The 20,945-nt window shown below is 39.2% G+C and carries 13 protein-coding genes; 5 read left to right on the top strand and 8 right to left on the bottom strand.

All coding sequences use genetic code 11. The annotated features are described in order from the left end of the window. The 3 genes from BMX11_RS24535 to BMX11_RS16745 all read right to left on the bottom strand — a co-directional run. Positions 1 to 246: hypothetical protein (locus BMX11_RS24535; RefSeq protein WP_217643854.1), on the bottom strand; the 246-nt coding region annotated here is incomplete at its 3' end. Between the two features lie 134 nt (positions 247 to 380). After that, a complete protein-coding gene (locus BMX11_RS16750) occupies positions 381 to 629 on the bottom strand; it encodes a hypothetical protein (protein WP_090886347.1) in 249 nt (82 codons plus the stop codon). A 30-nt stretch (positions 630 to 659) separates the two neighbouring features. Next, on the bottom strand, positions 660 to 1,823 hold the full coding sequence (locus BMX11_RS16745) for a M20/M25/M40 family metallo-hydrolase (RefSeq protein WP_090886345.1): 1,164 nt from the start codon (positions 1,821 to 1,823) through the stop codon (positions 660 to 662). 345 nt (positions 1,824 to 2,168) lie between these two features. Here BMX11_RS16745 and BMX11_RS16740 point away from each other — a divergent pair, with 345 nt between their 5' ends. Then, a complete protein-coding gene (locus BMX11_RS16740) occupies positions 2,169 to 3,545 on the top strand; it encodes an aspartate kinase (protein ID WP_090886343.1) in 1,377 nt (458 codons plus the stop codon). 364 nt (positions 3,546 to 3,909) lie between these two features. After that, entirely contained in the window at positions 3,910 to 6,000 is a 2,091-nt protein-coding gene (locus BMX11_RS16735; RefSeq protein WP_090886341.1) for an AAA family ATPase, read from the top strand. Positions 6,001 to 6,058: 58 nt separating this feature from the next. Here the strand turns inward: BMX11_RS16735 and BMX11_RS16730 are convergent, their stop codons facing one another. The 5 genes from BMX11_RS16730 to BMX11_RS16710 all read right to left on the bottom strand — a co-directional run bounded on the left by BMX11_RS16730 (position 6,059) and on the right by BMX11_RS16710 (position 14,609). After that, positions 6,059 to 7,492 (bottom strand): glycoside hydrolase family 28 protein, encoded by a 1,434-nt coding sequence (locus tag BMX11_RS16730; protein WP_090886339.1) that lies wholly within the window; start codon positions 7,490 to 7,492, stop codon positions 6,059 to 6,061. Positions 7,493 to 7,553: 61 nt separating this feature from the next. Continuing rightward, positions 7,554 to 9,182 (bottom strand): sodium/sugar symporter, encoded by a 1,629-nt coding sequence (locus BMX11_RS16725; protein ID WP_090886337.1) that lies wholly within the window; start codon positions 9,180 to 9,182, stop codon positions 7,554 to 7,556. 164 nt (positions 9,183 to 9,346) lie between these two features. Beyond that, positions 9,347 to 11,662 carry a GH92 family glycosyl hydrolase gene (locus BMX11_RS16720; RefSeq protein WP_090886335.1) on the bottom strand — a complete coding sequence of 772 codons (2,316 nt, stop codon included), beginning with the start codon at positions 11,660 to 11,662 and terminating at the stop codon, positions 9,347 to 9,349. A 24-nt stretch (positions 11,663 to 11,686) separates the two neighbouring features. After that, complete coding sequence (locus tag BMX11_RS16715; protein WP_090886333.1) at positions 11,687 to 13,207, bottom strand: glycoside hydrolase family 28 protein; 1,521 nt, start codon at positions 13,205 to 13,207, stop codon at positions 11,687 to 11,689. Between the two features lie 394 nt (positions 13,208 to 13,601). Then, complete coding sequence (locus tag BMX11_RS16710; protein WP_090886331.1) at positions 13,602 to 14,609, bottom strand: LacI family DNA-binding transcriptional regulator; 1,008 nt, start codon at positions 14,607 to 14,609, stop codon at positions 13,602 to 13,604. A 568-nt stretch (positions 14,610 to 15,177) separates the two neighbouring features. Here BMX11_RS16710 and BMX11_RS16705 point away from each other — a divergent pair. The 3 genes from BMX11_RS16705 (at position 15,178) to BMX11_RS16695 (ending at position 20,800) form a co-directional block, all read left to right on the top strand. Continuing rightward, positions 15,178 to 16,068, top strand: a complete 891-nt coding sequence (locus BMX11_RS16705) for an inositol oxygenase family protein (protein ID WP_090886328.1) — start codon at positions 15,178 to 15,180, stop codon at positions 16,066 to 16,068. Between the two features lie 77 nt (positions 16,069 to 16,145). Beyond that, complete coding sequence (locus tag BMX11_RS16700; protein WP_090886326.1) at positions 16,146 to 19,187, top strand: SusC/RagA family TonB-linked outer membrane protein; 3,042 nt, start codon at positions 16,146 to 16,148, stop codon at positions 19,185 to 19,187. 11 nt (positions 19,188 to 19,198) lie between these two features. Beyond that, positions 19,199 to 20,800, top strand: coding sequence for a RagB/SusD family nutrient uptake outer membrane protein (locus BMX11_RS16695; protein WP_090886324.1), 1,602 nt, complete (start codon positions 19,199 to 19,201; stop codon positions 20,798 to 20,800). Positions 20,801 to 20,945: the final 145 nt, after the last annotated feature.

Below are 20,945 nucleotides of genomic sequence, written 5' to 3'. Positions count from 1 at the left end.
GTATGAGTTCAGCTTGGGAAACCATCCGAGCAGATAATCCGAGGCAAATTTATGGATCTGTTTTATTTTGAAACGTTGTTCCTCATAGATACCAAATAGATAAATGGTCATGACTTCCTGATCGGTAAAATCAGGTCTACTATTATTGGTGAACCGCTGGCAGTGGTACTGCAGTTCAATTTCATACCTATCGCATACATATTGGTATAATTTTATTAATTTTAGTGCCTTAGCCTGATTAATCATGTGGTTTTACAGTGCGTCGAATACACTATAAATATACTGATTATCAGGCTATTATAAAAATACGACAGGCTGTTTTATGCCTATTTTTATAATTAAATCCGACCCTTAATTCGCATTACTAAGTACTACTAAAGTTACCAACTTACGCTCATTATATTTTTTTCTATCAAAACTGCTGCAACGAGTGTAAGGGCTAAAGTAAAGATTAAGATGGTTAGCCGAAAGGAAAGCTTTTTGAACAATAGCCTGCTGTATCTTTCTGCTGCGTAGCTTCTTCTGATCGCCATACGCTTCAGGGCTCGTAAGTTTTTGAGTTTCTTCAGCATCAAAATTCCAAACAAAATCAGCATTGTGCTGAAGATGATCTCTATGTAAGGGTGCATATTTAATCGATTTTATTCCTTTTCAATAAATTAAACTAATGATATTCCTTTTTGATTAATGACAGAGGCTTTTACCTTGTTTTTAGTTGACCAACTGCTTAAATCAATTTGGGTTAAAAGCTTAATATAGATGTTTATCCCCTCTTCGATCTGCTCTACACCAATAAACTCATTCTCGGTGTGGGAGCAAGTTGGATTTCCGGGACCAATTTTTATTGAGGGCATATCTAACCAGCATTGATCTGAACTGGTAGGTGAAAGATAGGTTTTGATCCCCAGTGAAATACCTGCAATTACAATGGGATGAAGGAGATTGATTGCAGAGGGTTTTGACACATTCGGACGAACATCAAATTCACATTGGGTGTGATTGATAATGGTATTGATAATCTCCCTGGGAGTGTAATTGTGGTCGAAGCGGATATCTACCGTAAAGCTACACGCTGCTGGAATAACATTATGCTGCGTACCGCCTGATATTTCGGTCACCGTCATTTTAACAGGTTGCGGACAACCATCCATAATTGGAAATAGATAATTTTTAAACCAATCGATATCTTTTAAAGCCCGATAAATGGCATTCTCCCCTTCTTCTCTTGCTGCATGACCACTTATACCTTTTACTTTGCAATCAATTACCATGCTCCCCTTCTCTGCAACGGCCATTTGCATAGCGGTTGGTTCCCCTACAATTGCAAAATCGGCTTGTTTAAGTACATCGAGAATTGATCTTATGCCATGTGCGCCCGAGTTTTCTTCTTCTGCAGTGGCAGCAAAACAAAGGTTAAAGGGTAGATCAGGGTTTTCAAAAAAATAAAGAAATGTAGCTAATAGAGCTACCAATGTTCCTCCGGCATCATTGCTACCCAAACCATAAATCCGTTCTTCTTTTATAATTGGATGAAAAGGGTCGCTATTTAGTTTTATGGGCTTTGGGGTATCATGATGGGAGATTAATAAAATAGTGGGCTTTGAGCTACTTTGATAGCGATTATAACACCAAACATTATTGTACCTTCTAAAAGCATCCACACCATGATCTGCTAGAAATTGCGCCGCCAGATTGGCGGCCTCCTGTTCTTCCCCCGAGATTGATGGCGTGTTAATAAGTCTGGAGAGCAATTCTACCGCTTCCTGATATAAGCTGTTCAGATCAGGTACTCCGGCTATATGCGTTCTGAAATTATTATTCATGAGATTAATTTTCTTGAAGAGCGCCTGGCAAAGTGAATGCCTGAAACTTCAAAAACCATTTAAATCTGCTTTTAACTCTTTTAAATACCGCTTATTTTTTATACTTCATTTACATGATCCAATAAACCTTTCCAAAATGGTAGGGTTAATTTCATTTTGAAAGCTTTTAGTAAATGTATCATCCATTAGAAATTAACTTTTATCGCTTTATGATTAATCCTCCTGTGCATTTTTTACCTGTAAATGAGCCTAATGGGATTTAACAGTTCCTGACTTTTTTCAATTTTCATGATATTTTCCTGTACTGGCATAGCGATGGTATACAGCACCTAAAAAAAATCGACCATGTTAACAGTAGAAAAAATCGGAGGAACATCCATGTCAGCGCTCTCAGCAGTAATAGATAATATCATCTTGTATAACAGAACTCCAGAGAATATCTACAATAGAATTTTCGTTGTATCTGCATTTGCGGGTGTAACCAATCTTTTATTAGAGAATAAAAAAACCGGCGAACCGGGGATATACCACAAAATTAGCAAGCACCGTGATTTTCACTCACATTTACAGTTATTGATAAGGGAGTTAAAGGCTATTAATCTGCGTTATGCCTCATTGGGCTTAGATTTAAAAGCCTGCGATCAATTTGTAGAAGACCATGTAGAGCAAGCCACAGGCTATCTAGAAAATCTGGTGAGTGTACTATCCTCTGGTTATGTTAGCAAAACAGGCATCCTCCAGGCAGCAAGAGAAATATTGGCTTCCATTGGGGAAAGCCATTCGGCATTTGTGCTTAGTAATATTTTGTCCAACAGAAATTTAAGTATAACACGGATAGACCTTGGCGGCTTTGGCGATCATGATTTCCTGACAATTGATCAACGAATTAAAAGGGCATTTAAGGAGGTACCGCTTGCCCGAACACTTTGCATTGTAACGGGTTACACGAAAGGTACCGAAGGAATTATGCGTGAATTTGATCGTGGTTATTCTGAAGTCACTTTTAGTAAAATTGCAGAAATGCTGCGCCCTGACGAGGCCATTATACACAAGGAGTACCACCTATCTACCGCCGATCCGGCTATTGTTGGTGAAGATTTTTGCATGCCTGTAGGCAACACCAATTACGACATTGCAGATCAGCTGGCTGATGTTGGAATGGAAGCCATCCACCCTGCTGCATCTAAGCCTCTTGAAATGAAAGGAATCAATCTGCGCATTAAAAACACCTTTGATCCCGCACACAGCGGAACACTGATTTCAAAATCATATCTCTGTGAGAAAAAAAGAATAGAAATGGTTACCGGAACAGATAAGCTGGTGATGATTGATATTTATGATCCATTAATGGTCGGTAATGTGGGAAGTGACCTTAAAGCCATGCAAATATTCGCTCAGCAGCAAGTGAGTTATAATTTTAAAACCACCAGTGCAAACAGCATTTCGGTGGTTATCTGGGAAAAAGATTTTCACAGATCCTTGCTTTCAGAATTGGAAAAGAACTTTGAAAAGGTTTGCGCAGAAAAGGTAGCCACAGTATGTTTATTGGGTTCTAATATTGATCAGCCGGGTTTACTGGCCAAAAGTGCAGCAGCTTTAACCGCAGCCGGTATTAACATTAAAAGTGCCGGTTTTGCGCTGAGGAAGGTAAATATCCAGTTCATATTGGATCGGGAAGATTACAAATCTGCCATTGTTGCTTTGAATAAGAGTATGAAGTAACTGGTATCGGGTATCGAGATAGGGAGCCGCAAAACTCCGTAATGACTTATCAGAAGTATCAAGTAGTTAGTATAAAGTATCGAGTATTTAGTATAAAGTATCGAGATAGGGTGACGCAAACTCCACAACAACTTATCAGAAGTATCAAGTAGTTAGTATAAAGTATCGAGACCAGTTGAACGGATCAATTACCTTCTTTAAACTTAAAACTTTTCACTTTCTACTTTTAACTTTGAACTTTCTACTTTTAACTTTCTGACCTGGTCTTTCTACTTCATGCTTTCCTGTCCAAAAAAAATGTGCAAAACAAACCTGAAAATCTGCTGTCGAAATCCTGAAATAAGGGTAATTTTGAGGCGTAAATATGAATAGTCCCGGTACCGATCAACACCTTATTTTAGATTTCTTAAACCATACCAATCAGCCTATTTTCTTAACGGGAAAGGCGGGTACTGGTAAAACCACCCTTTTAAAGCGCATCAAAGAAACGATAAAGAAAAACTATGCAGTGGTTGCGCCTACAGCTGTAGCGGCCATTAACGCAGGCGGTGTAACTTTACATTCTTTTTTTCAAATTCCTTTTGGCCCCCTACCCCCTGTTGAGGAACATACGCAACCCGTCAAATATTCGGAAGATAAAACCAAGCTTTTAAGGTGCTTAGAACTTTTGATTATTGATGAGATCAGTATGGTTAGGGTGGACATTATTGATTTTATCGATAGAACACTAAAAAAGGTTAAGGGATCAAATCTACCTTTTGGGGGAGTTCAGGTGTTGATGATTGGCGACCTTTATCAGCTCTCTCCTATTTTTCATGATGCCTGGCACATTTTAAGGGAGCATTATCAGAGTCCTTATTTTTTTGATGGACAGGTGTTCCGCTCCACCAGCATGATTACTTTTACCCTGGAGAAAGTTTACAGGCAATCTGATCCGGTTTTTTTAGAAATCCTGAATAAGATTAGAGAAAACACCATGGACGAGGCACTCCTGGCTACTTTAAATGAGCGTTACGATGCTACTTTAGATACGGGCTGGAAAGAAGATTACATTACCCTCACTACGCACAACAACCTCGTTAACGAAATCAATAACAATTGCTTAGCCTTGCTGCCGGGAGAAACCTACACCTTTACAGCAGAGGTTACAGGAGATTTTCCCAAAGATGCCTACCCTTCTGATGAAGTATTAGAACTTAAAGTAGGTGCTCAAATTATCTTCATAAAAAATGATTCTTCCGGGAAAAAGCAATTTTACAATGGTAAAGCAGCTAAAATCACCCATCTGAGCGATCAGCAGATTAAAGTTCAGTTTATTGACGGGAACAAAGAGATTGAGGTGGAAAGAGAAATCTGGCAAAACGTAAAATACAATCTTGATCAAGCGGAAAATAAAATCAACGAAGTGAATACGGGTTCTTTCGCTCAATATCCCTTTAAGCTGGCCTGGGCCATTACCGTTCACAAAAGCCAGGGCTTAACCTTTGATCAGGCTATTGTTGATGTGAGTTCTGCTTTTGCCCATGGTCATGCTTACGTGGCTTTGAGCAGATGCAGGAGTCTGGAGGGTTTGATTTTAAAATCGCCAGTAAAACTGGAGAATATTATTACAGACCCCAGGGTGGCCAGTTTTACTGCTTCAGCCGCATCAGAGCAACCTAGCCTTCAATCGTTAGAAAAGTATACACGACAATATGGATGGAGCTTAATAAGAAGTGTGTTAGACTTCTCCTTTATCCAAAGGGATTGGATGTTATTACAAAAATCAAAATTCAGTATTGGTGCAGAAAGAATGGCCTTCTTTCAAATCTATGATCCTACTCAAGTGATTCTGCTGGATCAGATTGTGAAAATAGCAGATCGCTTTAATGCACAGGAGCTTTCCAAAATACCAGCAACAGCTGACTTCCAAAGTGAAGTAAACTTTGTGGATCGTTTAAAAAAGGCTTCTGCCTATTTTGTACCCAAGCTCGAAAATGTAATTAAGGAACTGGAACGTTTATTAGAACTTAAGCTATTTAACGATCCTTATTCTGACCGCGTATTCGAATTGCTAACGGAGTGCCACACTGCCTTAAAAATTAAGCTTGCGCTATTTCAGTACAACTGGGACTTGTTCTCTGTAGAGGCATTCATCACGAAGCTTCACACCACAGGAAGCAATCATCAAACTTATGAAAGAGGCGTTGTTGCCAAGAAAACCATAGCCCCAAAAGAAATTGTTAATCCGAAACTTTTTCAAACGTTGATGGATTGGAGAAAGGGAATTGCCACGCAAAGAAATGTTCCAGACCATCAGGTGTTGTCTGAACAGGCATTGCAACTTATTGCGGCCAAACTACCAAAAACAACAGATCAATTGGCCAAAACCATTGGAGAAGGCAATGCAATTGAACTGGGAAGTCAGATCACCAGGATGGTTAACGGGTATTTGGGTACTTCGGAATTGTTTTAGCGGGATTAATGATCCGTGGGGCACGTGGGTAATGGTCCGTGGGTCACGGACCATGGGTTTATTTTTTCTTTGCTTTTTGAGGTGTTTGTCCGTCATTAAAGTTTACTACCTTTAAGCTATTTACGTTTTTCTGGCTAATTCCTTCACCAAAATAGCTTGGCTTATTAGCTCCCCAAACTACACTGCTGTTTTGTAAGCTAATGGGGCCTGTATTTTCGAAATAAAAGCCTGCGATATTACTTTTTACTAAGCCCTCTACGTTACTTGGTCTTCTGTCATATACGCCACCAGGCACTTTCGTGGTTTTGTCGATAAACACACTTACCTGGTCAAAATAGATATCTGATACTTTATCAGGTGATTCTGCACTGATATAAACACCACTTTCCCCTGTACAACGAATGTTACTGAAGTAAATGTTCTTTACCGCCCCTACCTTACCCTTAGTTTGGCCTTTCGGCAAGCGCCATCCTGCATCTTTATTATTGGCGGTAGCCCTTGGATAAGCCGTGATGTAGATGGGTTCTGCCTTGCCCCACCAAACATCTGAAAATAAATGTGATTCTATCAGCAGATTAGAGAAGATTACATCACTAACTGTACCTTCATCACGATTTTGGATGCCAATACCACGGTTACTATTCCTGATATTGCAGTTATTGATGAGCACATGGCTTATTCTATCCATATTTTCTGAACCTATCTTAATGGCACAAGAGCTGGAAGTCATGGTACAATTACTGATTACAATATTTTCACAAGCACCATATTCCTCAAATTCCCGTCTGTTTTTAAGGCAGATGCAATCATCTCCAGATTCGATATAACAATTGGTTATCCGTACATTTTTACTGTGATCGAGATCAATCCCATCACTGTTTCTAATCTTAATGCTATTTAAAAGTGTAATATTCGATATCGATACATCATTACAACCTACCAAATGCACTGTCCAATAGGCAGAGTTTTGAAAAGTAACGCCATCAATATTGATCTTTCTTCCATCAATTAAAGTAAGTAAATGCGGACGTGGATCTACTACATTAAAAGGCTTAAGCACATAAGAATCATCTAGTTCTTCGCCCATGAATGAGATGCCATTACCATCAATAACTCCCGTTCCGGTGATACTTACCTGCTCAATATGCTCACCTCCAATCCAAATGGTACCCTCTCCCTTATTACTGCGAAAGGCACTTTCGGTGTAAATGCTCTCATCGGAACTGGCTAAAATCCTGGCTCCTCCTTCAACATGCAGATTAACAAAAGACTTTAATTTAAAAGGGCCTGTTAAAAAAGTGTGCCCCGAAGGAACTAAAACCTGACCGCCACCTGCCTTACTGCAATCATCAATGGCCTGTTGAATAGCCCTGGCATCATTGGTCTTGCCATCGCCTTTGGCACCATAATTTTTAATGTTATACGTTTTTTGTTGTGCAATAGTACTAAACGATAATAAAAAAACGAATAAAAGTAAGCTGTTAAATTTCATAATTGGGATGAACTGATATTATAAAGGTTTAGGACGATTTATAAATTTCTTATTATTTTATTTACCAAAATACAGTGTAAAGTGCGGCCAATATTCCGCAGATAATTACTGAGGCTACTGTAAAGGCTGGTGTAACTTTAAACATGCTCGAATCGATTTCTAATCCCTGAGGATTATTTTTGCTCTTCGGATCGGCCAGCGTGATGACTACCATCAAGGCGATAATGATACAGAACACCCATGACATTCGATTTAAGAAAGGAATAGCCTCAATTGTTCCTCCGCTTACTTCAGGTAAAAACTTAAATAAAGTTGATAGTGGAATAGTTAGAAGTGCCGCGGCCAATGCAGCCCTCGAAGTTGTTCTTTTCCAGAAGAAGCCCAACAGGAAAATAGCGAAAACGCCCGGAGAGATAAATCCTACATATTCCTGAATAAACTGATACACCTGATCAAAGCTCCTCAATGCAGGTGCGATTATGATGGCTATAAGCGATGCAATAACTACCGACCAACGGCCAACTGATACCATTTTGCGCTCTGTAGCTTCTGTATTGATGTATTTTTTGTAAATATCTAAAGTAAAAATAGTAGCTATACTATTGCATTTACCGGCTAATGAAGCCACTATCGCTGCTGTTAACGCAGCAAAGGCTAAACCTTTTATTCCTGTAGGGAGCAAGTTCATTAATACCGGATAAGCATGATCTGGTTTAACTACGCCAGTTGCATCGACCATTTCCGACTGGAAATAACCGTTTTGATAAAGTACAAATGCTGCAATTCCGGGGATAACAACGATAACAGGAATGAGGAGTTTTAAAAAGGCTGCAAAGATTAAACCGCTTCGGCCTGTTTTTAAATCTGCGCCTAAAGCGCGCTGAACGATATATTGATTACATCCCCAGTAATTAAGGTTATTGATCCATAAACCACCAACCAATACGGCAATTCCCGGAAGTTCATTGTAAAATTTGTGTCCCTTGGAAAAGATCATATGGAAATGGTCACCCGCCTGTTCCCGCAGCAAGGGCAAAGCACCCAAAACGGTTTGTGCATCCATCTTTTCTGAAACCAGTTTCAAAGCCATGTAGCAGGTAATTAAGCCCCCTACAACTAAAACCAACACCTGTATTACATCGGTATATCCAATAACCTTCATCCCACCCAGGGTAATAATGGCAGAGAAGATGGCCAGGAAAATAATACAAGTACTAAAGGGTACACCTGTGATGGTTTCTATCGCAATAGCCCCTAAAAAGAATATGGAAGTTAAGTTTACAAATACATAAACCAAGAGCCAGAATACCGCCATCAGCGTACTTACCGTATTATTATAACGGTTAGATAAGAACTGAGGCATGGTATAAATGTGGTTCTTAATGTAAATAGGCAAAAAGAATATGGCCACAATAATTAAGGTAGCTGCAGCCATCCACTCATAACTGGCAATGGCTAAGCCCATGGCAAAGCCCGAACCAGACATACCGATAAAATGCTCTGCAGAAATATTGGAGGCAATAATTGAAGCACCAATAGCCCACCAGGTTAAAGAACCTTCGGCCAGGAAGTAATCTTTAGTATCGGTACTTTTATTCTTTTTACTTCGATATACCCAATAACCATATCCAGAAACGAGAATAAAATAAATGAGAAAGACGGCATAGTCAAATGCAGCAAGATGGTTCATAATTCGATTTTATATTTGGTATTTTTAAAAGTGTGTAAAAAATCCCAAGTTATTAATTTAAACAGCTATTTTATTTACTTAAACGTTTACGAATATAATCCGAACATTTGAATTGCGCTTTATCTGCTGCTAACTTTTAATTAACCTTTTGTTAATGAACCCTATTATTTTAAGCCAGTTACCTGATCTTTTGGTTGTGTAGCCCAGTTTTTGTTAGGCTGGTCCTGCAGGTAAAACTCCAACTTCCCTCCTGCCACTAAGCTGCTGTGGTTGATATAGTTTTGTGTATATACTTTTCCATTAAGCTTTATTGCTTTTATATAGGATGAATTTTTAGATTGCTTGTGGGCAATAATCTCCATTTTTTTCCCTTTTGCAAGCTGCATCGTAACCTGGCTAAAACGCGGCGCAGTAAGCTGGTACTGTGTTGATACCGGATCAAGCGGATAAAATCCAAGAGCTGCAAAAACATACCAGGCAGACATCTGCCCTGCATCGTCGTTACCGCTTAAACCACCTGGTCCATCACTATACTCTTCATCTAAAATCTGCTTAATGTGCCATTGTGTTTTCCATGGGGAAGCAGTATAATTATACATAAAGGGAATCTGATGACCGGGTTCATTCCCATGCCAGTATTCTTTCAACTTAAATAAGGAATCTAATTCGTTTTCGAGCTGTTTTCGTCCCCCCATCAGCTTGGCTAAACCCGGAACGTCTTGTGGAACATAGAATGTATATTGTCTGGGCGTGCCCTCTGTAATGTAACTCTCCCGATGGTCGGCATAAAAAGGCTTGTACCAGTTTCCGTTAGCATACCTACCCTGTACTTTTTTCACTGCCGGGTTAAACACATGCTGATAATTCAGTGCCCTTTTGATCAATAAATTGTAATCGCTTGTTTTACCTAAACCTTTAGCTATGGTAGCCAATGCATAATCATCGTAGGCATACTCTAAAGTCCGGCTTACCTGTTCTCGTTTATGAAAAGCATTAGGAATACTATCTTCCATAGGAATGAAGCCATATTTAAGGTAACTGTTAATTCCTCTTCTACCCTTTCCATCCAAATATCGGGCAGAATCTGGCATGTTGAAAGCGTTTTGTCTCATCAGGCGATAGGCTTCATTAACATTATAATTCCGAATCCCCTTATTATAGGCAGAAGCAATAAATGCGGTAGCGTGATCGCCAATCATGGCTGCTGTATAACTATTCCAGCAAGGAAAGATAGGCATCCAGCCTCCGTGTTGTCCTTTCAACACCATTGAATTGACCAGGTCATTGGCCAAATCGGGTTTTAACAATTCAACCAGCGGCAATTGCGCCCTGTAAATATCCCACATCGAAAAATCATCGTAATAATTCCCCTTCCCTAATTTCTCCTGCTGATAATCGCCCGCAAACCGGGGATAAGTTCCATCAACATCGTTAAACAAACGCGGATGCTGCATACTGTGGTAAAGCGCAGTATAGAAAATCCGCTTGTTTTGTTCATTGACATCGGTAACTTTCACTTGTGCCAGTGCATCCTCCCATAATTTTTCGCTTTTTGCTAATACCGTTTTAAAGTCTGCAGCACCAATTTCTGCATCAAGATTACGTTTTGCGGCCTCCACACTGCTGAAAGAGGTTCCGGAATACACTAAAAGTTCTTCCCCTTTACCTACCTGAAAACCAACGAAAGCACCTAAATTCTTTTGGTTAGCCAACTTTTGTGCAGTAGAAAGATACTTTTCGGCATAAACACCACTGCTTTTAATTTGTTTTTTAATGCGGATAAAGAAGTAGCCGCTAAAGCCAGCAGCCTGGCCCCAGCCCTGGTAAATCCGATGTACCGGGTTGTATCCTGAGATCTCCCCTTTCGCCGCATCTATATGAATATAACCTTTGCCCTGGTCGCTATTTGGGCTAATTAACAGGTATAAACTATCAGATTTTAATGCTGTAATGCGGATTAAACCTGAACGAGGCATTGCGGTAACCTCAGTTAATAACTGGTAGCGAGGAAGTTTCAGTTTATAATATGCAGGACCAGATACCTCTTCATCATGAGTATAATCTTCAGCATAAATTGCCGTTTGTGTTTGCAGTTTACCTGTGATAGGCATGATGGTAAAGCTCCCATAATCCTGAGTGCACGATCCACTAATCCAGTGACTCCCCCTTATTCCGTAGAATTTTTTATTGTTAAAATAATAGGGCGCTAAACACTTATTCTCAGTCAATTGCGTTTGCGGTGTCCATTGTGTCATACTAAAGGGTGGTGCTACGCTTGGAATGGTATTAGCCAATCGTTCTGTTTTATCTTCAATATGCTGACTTGCGGGTGTTGTACTAGCGGCAGTTCCCGAAAAAGGCTGAACGTATTTAATTAGCGGGTGTTGTTGTGCAAAAGCTGAAATAACGGAAACCTTACAAAAGAGAATCAGGCTTAAAGTTTTTAAGTTAAATCCTTTAGGTTGTATATATTTAGTCATGGTTTGGCTGAATTAAAAACATATTTAAGGTAATTGAACAATGGCTTCTTTCGAATCAAAAGGCAGCTTAATTTGCTTAATGTTGTGCGCAGTAGTTTTCCGCAGCACAATTACCGGTTTACTTTCCGCGCTCGCTACTTCTAATCCGGCAATATTAAGCTTTTTTACATCATCGAAAACCATTGCGGGTCTAAAATCGGATTTTTCATACTTAAACTTAATGTTTTTAAAAGAAATTCCGCTGGCATGACGTACGTAAAATGCCCATGACGGCAGCTCTCCAAACATACTGAATTCGGGATAGCCTGCTTCATTTTCTGTTACCTGATCCAATTTATCTAAAGGAATAAATGCTGTTGCTTTTGATGCTCCACCTCCATAGGTAATATCAATATCTTCTAAAACTACATCCTCTACCAGATGCCCCGGAATACCTGTTATCGAGGCAGGAATAAGATTATGAGGGGCTACTTTAGGCAAAGGTCCTTCCAGCGGATAACCCGCATCAGGTTTGGCATTGGGTATTTCTGCTTTTACTTTGGCGATTCGTATATTTTTGACCGTACTGTACTGATCAGTTTGGTTTCTATGTCCGAGGCGGATAAATATAGCATTACCGGTGTATTTCACCGTTACATTTTCGATATCTACCTGATCGATAAAACCACCATCTACTGCTTCCAGTGCAATAGCAGAGCGATAGGTATTATAAACAGTCAGATTTCTAACCTTGATATTGCGAAAGCCTCCATGAGAACCTGTACCTAACTTAAAACCACTGGCGCTTGATCTTACCACACAATTCTCTACATATACATTTTCACAGATACCGGCTATTTCTCCTTCCGATTTTAAGCAAATACCATCATCTGCTGCATCAATACGGCAATTGGTAATGCGAACATCTTTACTATTAACCATATCGATTCCATCATTATTCCAATACTCTGTACTTTCTACGGTGATGCTATCGATATTGATTTGATTGCAGGCAACAAAATCCTGAACCCAACCTGCGCTGTTCTTTAAGGTTATATTTTTCACTGAAACATTACTGCATTTCGTAAAAGCGATTAATCTAGGCCTGTTTTGCTCTGAGGGACGTTTAACGGCCCAGGTTTCATCCTGAAATACGCCTTCATGCAGCAGTTTAATCAAGTCTTTCACCACTTCTCTACCTCTGCCGTTTATGATCCCTTGTCCCGTTATGGAAATATTTTGCTGATCGCGTGCAGAGATTAAGGCTTTTGCATCTTTTTTGCCATAGTCTAACCGATTTGCACTGCCTAACAACTCTGCATCAGCCAATAAATGAAGTTCTACACCTGATTTTAGCACAATTGGCCCTGTTACAAATTGCCCGGCAGGCACAATTACCTTAGCCTTTACGGCTTGATGAGCAGCATCAATCGCCTTTTGTAGCGGCAAGGTGTTATCGGTAGTTAATCCTGGTTTTGCCCCATAATTAAGGATATTAAATTCTTGTTGCGCCCAAACATTTAAGCATATTAATAAAGCAGTAAAGAGAAGGGATGTCTTTTTCATTTGGTTAGTTTAATCGCTTACAGGTTTTGCGTGTAGCGAAACGTCTAAATTAGAAACAAAAAACAGTTCGGTGGGTATTGTTTGTGTATAAAATGCGTAAACGTTTTCGGGATTACTGATAGGTTGGTGTAACCGCAATGATAGAATGAGTGAATGATTAAATGATAGAATGAGTGAATGATAGAATGGGTGATTGTTGATGTGCAAAGATGTAAAATGGTAGAATGTAAAATGGACAAGCCACCGCACTGAACTAAACGCCTAATTACTAAAGCCTTACTAACCAATACCTAATGAGCAAATGAACTAATGAACCAATGATACTAATGAACCAATGACACCAATGAACCAACGAACCATTGACACCAATGAACTATTAACACCATTGAACCACCTAAAACCCCGTAGATTCTCTTTTGATTAGTGTAGATTTAAGTACCACATTCTGATCCATTCCCTGATCTTTTTTATGGAGAATTTTGAATAAACTTCCTGCGGCTTCCATGCCAATTTCAAAAGCGGGCTGGGTTACGGTTGTTAGCGATGGATTGAGTAACCGGGCAGTGCTTAAATTAGAGAAGCTAACCAATTTCACATCATTTGGAATATGAATATTTAAGTCCCGGCAAACATCATAGCAAGGCAAAACAAATTCCTCTATAGAAGAGAGTACGCCATCGGGTTTCTGGTTTTTCATTAAGGCCTTTATGTTAAAAGCATTAACCTGTTCACTTTCGTGATATTTAACAATCAATGCGTCCTCATCAACCAGCTGATGCGCTTTTAAGGCCTCTCTATAACCAGCTAAACGGGCTTTTCCTGCTGGTAGATGCTCTAAACCATAAAGAAAAGAGATTCGCTTGCAGCCACACTCTATTAAATGTTCAGTTGCCTGATAAGCAATTTCAAAATCATCAGTAGTTACTTTAACCGCATCCAGATCTTCATAAACACGGTCAAAAAATACCAGCGGTACTTTCTTAACTAAATTGGAATAATACTCAATATTATAAAGACTACTGGAAATTGAGGTTAAAATACCATCTACCCTACCATTAATCAGGCTATTGGTAAAGTTCACCTCCATCTCACTATTCTCGTGGGTTTGGTAAATTAATACATGATAATCATAACGGCGGGCAATTTCTTCAATTCCTTTAATCGCCAGCGAGAAGAAATTATTGGCCACGCAGGGTATAACTACGGCTATGGTTTTTGTTTTATGACTACGCAGATTGCTTGCGGCCGGATTAGGGGTATAATTTAACTGCTTTGCTAATGTCCAAACCCTATTTTTGGTTTTTAAACTAATCTCGTAGCTGTCATTTAATGCTTTGGAAACCGTTGCAATAGAAATATTGAGTTCTTGCGCTAACCTTTTAATATTTACTGGCTCTGACATGGTTTGGTCTTTTAAAATAGTCCTGTTCGCTAAGGCATGTTTTTCCAGGTATCGGCAATATAAGGAAGATATGTACCATAAATTTAATCAAAATCTACTATAAATGGTGAGCCAATTAAAAAATGTAAACCTATACTCATCAGATGGGTACGAACAAAAAGCACCCAACTATTTTAATCCCTATTCCCCATAACTTGGTTAGACCATAGCTGAACAACGAATATATAAAATAATACAAAAAAACGTCTCCTCAACGTTTTTTATATTTTGTACATTTGCGGGCTGATAAAAGAGCGGGTTATTGAATAAAAAATACAGATCAAGCTTACTGAGGTACTTTTTCTATCCTTTATACAACAGGAACCGGCTTCTCATCAAGTAACACATTTACGAATAAATCAAGCCTATACTAAACCGTTTTAAACAACCATGAAATCCACTTTCAGCGCTATAATCTTGCCCATTTACTTAATCGTTTACGTAAATAAAGTCGCTTGATTTTGCAGTTATCATGTTTCAAAACGTCAACTTTATTCCATCTAATCAAAACATAATTAATTTCTAACCGATGAGCATAAACAAGAACTCAGGTATTGTTGATGGAAATAATCCACTACACAACTTAGATGAATGGGAAGAAGATGTAATCAAACGCTATCCCGATCCCACCTCAATCAATAAAGACAAAAAAGAGGAACAATTTCGCAACTACGAAGAAACGGAGAAAGATGGTGTAAAGGAATTTTACCGTTTAAATCACCTGTACCAAACGTATGAATTTGTTCAACAGAAGAAAGCCCAATATCTTAAGTTCGACAAAAAGGAAATGCCGATTTGGAGTGCCTTCGAATTCCTGAATGAATTGGTTGATGATTCTGACCCGGATACCGATCTTGATCAAATGCAACACCTGCTTCAAACCTCAGAAGCCATTAGAAATGATGGTCACCCGGATTGGATGGTACTTGTAGGTCTTATTCACGACATGGGAAAGGTACTTTGCCTTTTTGGTGAGCCTCAATGGGCGGTTGTGGGCGATACTTTTCCTGTAGGGTGTGCTTATTCGGACAAAATCGTTTACCCGGAATTCTTCCAGCACAACCCCGATTATCAAAATCCAACCTACCAGACAAAACTGGGGGTATATACACAGAATTGTGGCTTAGATAACGTACACATGTCTTGGGGTCATGATGAATATGTATATCACATGATGAAAGATTATATTCCTGAACCAGGGCTTTACATGTTGCGCTACCACTCTTTCTATTCACAGCATCGCGAAAATGCTTACGATCACCTGATGAATGAGAAAGACCATGAAATGTTTAAATGGGTTAGACTGTTTAACCCGTACGATTTATACTCTAAAAATCCCAATCAAAAAAGTTGGGAAGAATTGAAACCTTATTACCAGGCTTTAGTAGCCAAATATCTTCCCGTAAATATTAAATTCTAATCACGCCCCCCTTTGCGGGGGCAAATTTTCATAACAAAACAAACTAACCAATTTATGAACCTAATTTTACAAAAATCATGAGATTTAAAAGTACAAGCTTTAAGCGCAGTTATCTGGTATTGCTGTTCTTATTTATTGGCCAGTTCTTTAATATCGCATTGGCTCAAAACGAGAGAAAAATAACGGGTAATTTAGTCGATGCCCAAAACTTGCCCATCATTGGTGCATCAGTTATCGTAAAGGGAACAACTAAGGCTACCTCAACGGGTGCTGGTGGAGCATTTAGCATTACAGCAAAAACAGGTGATAAAATCGTATTCAGCTTTCTGGGTTATGACCCACAAGAATTAACCATTGGTGCAGCAAACAATTACAAGGTAACCATTCAGGAAGCTGCTGCTTCTCTTAATGATGTAGTGGTTGTAGGTTACGGTAAAAGCACCAGAAAAGCATTAACCAGTTCTATTTCTACCGTTAAAGGAGACGATTTGAACAAAGGCGCGATTAGTGACGTTGGTCAAATGCTTCAAGGTAAGGTACCCGGACTAAACATTAGCCGCAGTGGTGACCCTAACCGTAATGCTGCCATTATTATGCGTGGTGCTTCTACGCTACGTGAAGGTGCACAATCTCCGTTATTTGTAATTGATAATGTTGTAGGAGCCGATATTTCTGTTCTGGCACCAGACGACATCGCTTCTATCGACGTGTTAAAAGATGCCGCTGCTGCTGCAATTTATGGTAACAGAGCTGCCAATGGGGTTATTATGGTAACTACTAAAAAAGGAACTGCGGGACAAACACAGCTATCCTATAGTGGTTACTTTGGTGTAGAAAATGTTTCCAATCAATATGACATGATGAATGCAGATCAGCTTCGTTCTTTCCTGGCAAGAAACAATTCTGCATTAACACCAGCCAACGATAAAGGTGCAGATACTGATTGGCAAAAAGAAGTACAACGTGCCGATGCAACCTCTTATAACCACAATATTTCGATGAGTGGCGGTACGGAAAAAACTACTTATAATGCCAGCATCAACTATTTTAAGCAGCAAGGTATTGTTAAAACAAGTGGATTAGACCGTTTTATTGGTCGACTAGGCATTGAGCAAAAAGCATTGAATGATAAATTGAAGCTGGGCTTAACATTAAGCAATTCGATTAGCGATGCTGACTTGGTTCCATATCGTAACACCGTATTGGCTCAAATGTTAACTTATTTGCCAACTGCACCAGTTAGAAACCCTGATGGAAGCTATTTCGATAACCTGATTCAAACCAGTTATTACAACCCGGTATCCATGTTGGAAAATGGCAAGGAAAACCTGAAAACTAAAACCATTATTGGAAACTTCACTGCAAACTTGAAATTACCTTTTGGATTCTCTTATGATGTATCCGCATCTTATCAGAATACCCAAAATATCTATGGTGCATTTTACAACAGCATCTATACTTCGAGATATAACAACGTAAGGAATACACCAGACCCACCTGCAAATCCAACATTTGTTTCCCTGGTAGGACAAAATGGCGTTGCAGTGAGAAATGCTTATCAAAATACCAATAAAATTATTGAAACTTATTTAACCTGGAATAAAAAATTTGGCAATCACGACATTAACGCAGTTGTAGGTTATTCTTACCAGCAATCATTAAATAATGATGGTGTACAAGCAACTTCAACCAATTTCCCTGTTAACGAAGTAAGTTATAACAACTTAAGTTTGGGAAATCCTTATGCTGTAAGTGATTTCAGGGTGAATTTTAATCCGGATGTTGTTTACCAGGAAATCCTCATGATTTCTGATTTTGCCAGGGTAAACTATAATTACAAGAATAAATACTTACTTCAGGGATCGATAAGAAGAGATGGATCGAATACTTTTGGAAACAATGAAAAATGGGGTTATTTTCCTTCCATTGGTGCGGCATGGAATATTGACCAGGAAAATTTCTTAAAAAACCAAACTGTACTTAGCACATTGAAACTTCGTGGAAGTTATGGTATTGCGGGTAATGCCGCTGGTTTTTATCCTTTAACCACCAAGTTAATTTATGGTGCTGTTGGACAGTTCTACTACAACGGATCGCCAAGAGAGGGCGCTTACGGAGCCATTCAAAACGAAAATCCAAATCTACAATGGGAAAAAACAGCGACAACGAATATTGGGGTAGATTTCACTTTCTTTAATGGTCGTTTAGGAGGTTCATTAGATTGGTACAACAAAAAAACCACAGACCTTATTCTTCCGTTTGAGGTAGATCAAAACCTCTATCCATCTAATTTACTTACGGCCAACGTAGGTAAGCTTTCCAATAAAGGACTTGAATTTGTGTTAAATGGAACACCGGTAAGTACAACCGATTTTACCTGGACTACCGGAATCAATGTGGCACACAATAAGAATAAAATCATTACACTGTCTGACAGCCAGTTCAAAATAGACGACAGGCTTACCGTGCAGCCAGATGGTGCCGGACAAAGTGGTGCAACCTTACAAATATTATCTCCAGGACAAGCCATTGGAACATTTTACACCTTTCAATATGCAGGTAAAAATGCTAACGGTGTTTCTCAATACTATGATGCTGCAGGAAACATTAAAACTCAGGGTTTGCTAAACAGAACAGACTACTACATTCTGGGTAACGCACAACCGAAAGCTTTGATTGGATGGACCAATAATGTTAGATATAAAAACTTCGATTTCAGTGTTTTCATGAGAGCAGTACTTGGAAATAAAATCATGAACGTTACCCGTGCTGATTTATTCCGTCCTAACACCGCTCAGTTCACCAATATCCCTGTAGAGGTTGAAAATGAATCCACAGCAGATTTCAATTCATACAAATATTCTAGTAGATTTATTGAGAACGGAAGTTATCTTAGATTGGACAATGCAACATTAGGCTATACCTTTAAAAAAGGCATTATCCCTGGCGTAAGATCTTTAAGAGTTTACACTACAGCTAACAATTTATTTGTAATTACTGGTTACAAAGGTATTGATCCGGAGATTAACCAGGGCGGTACAGCACCAGGTGTAGATACCAATAACTTCTATCCAAAAACCAGAACTTTCCTATTCGGTTTAAACGTATCATTTAACTAAAATATAAGGAGATGAAAAATCTTATCAATATAACTACAGGCTTGATCTTATCACTTACTGTGTTAACATCCTGCCACAAACTGGATTTAAAAGTGGAGACACAATTAACTCCTGAAACTTTCCCCCAAACAGATCAACATTATATCCAGCTTACTGGCCAGGTATATGTACAATTACGCCAGGGATGGGGAACAGATTATTTCTTCATGCAATCGCTGAGTACGGATGAATCCATTATGCCTGCAAGAGGCGGAAACTGGTATGATGGCGGACGTTTTGAACAACACCATAAACATACCTGGGATAAAGATAACGGGCACGTAAACAGTGGCTGGTCATGGCTCTCTGGCACCATTAGTAAGGCTAACCAAAGTTTATTTTTACTTAAAGATGCTCCAGAATCGCCAGCAAAAACAACGGCATTAGCAGAACTTAGAGCCACACGTGCCTTGGCATTCTTTATGATGATGGACCTTTGGGGTAATGTTCCTATTGTAACCACCTTTGGTGAAACTACACCGCCAGATACTAAGTCAAGATTGGAAGTATTCAATTTTATTGAGACAGAATTAAAAGAGGTTTTGCCACAATTGAGTACTGTTGTTGGCGCTGCAACTTACGGGCGGCCAAACCGTTATACAGCTTATGCTATTTTAGCAAAGATGTATTTAAATGCACAGGTTTATACTGGTACCGCACGTTATAATGACGCTGTAGCCATGTGCGATGCCATTATTACGGCAACAGGATCTCCTTACAGTCTGGAATCTGATTATCGTAAGATGTTCTTTATCGACAACGGACCTCAAATTAAAGAGTTTATTTTTGCTCTTCCTTTCGATCCGGGATTTAGTAATGGTTATATGTTTTATGCCAGATATTCACTTCCTCGTTCTTTACAGGCTAAGTTCAGTTTAAAACACACGCCAAGTGCTCCAATGAGTACCTTGCCTGAGTATTATGCAAACTTTAACGATCCTAATGATAAACGGAATAATCAATGGATTAAAGGACCACAATTTAACTACAGTGGAACTCCTGTAAATGTAAGCACCACCAAAAAAGGCTATGATCAGTTTTATACCGGTGCTGACGGCTCTGCGCCAATTACTTACCAGGTAGATATTACACCAAATGTGACTTTAAGAGACGCTTCAAGACCATTTGATGCCGGTAATGATGAGATTGCCTGGAATATGGGATATCGCAACAATAAATTTTATTGTGATAGTACCTCATCTAACAGAAATCAAAATAATGATGTCCCTATCTTCAGGTATGCAGATATCTTGTTAATGAAAGCCGAAGCCATCCTACGTGGCGGAAATGCTACTAATGGCCAAACAGCTTTATCATTGGTTAATCAGGTACGTGCGGTACGTACTACCTCTCCTGCCTGGACTACTGTAACGCTGGAAGATTTATACAAAGAACGTTGCAGAGAGATGGCCTGGGAATGCTGGCACCGCAACGACATGATTCGTTTTGGTAAATTTGAAAACAGCTGGGGCTTTAAAACAGATGCCCAAACTTTCCACAGGTTATTCCCTATTCCAGCAACTGCAATGGTGCTTAACCCTAAGTTGAAACAAAATCCGGGTTACCCTCAGTAAGCGTTAATATCCTTTATATCGGAAAGATGAGGCTGTAGCAATATTCAGTTATCAATTTAAGTTGTCAGGTTGAGCTTGTCGAAACGCATTAATGTTTCATTAATCCTTCGGCAAGCTCAGGATGACCAATCAATTTTATAAATAC

The organism is Pedobacter rhizosphaerae, assembly GCF_900111155.1.
Taxonomy (GTDB): domain Bacteria; phylum Bacteroidota; class Bacteroidia; order Sphingobacteriales; family Sphingobacteriaceae; genus Pedobacter; species Pedobacter rhizosphaerae.
This window is presented reverse-complemented; position numbering and strand designations above follow the sequence as displayed.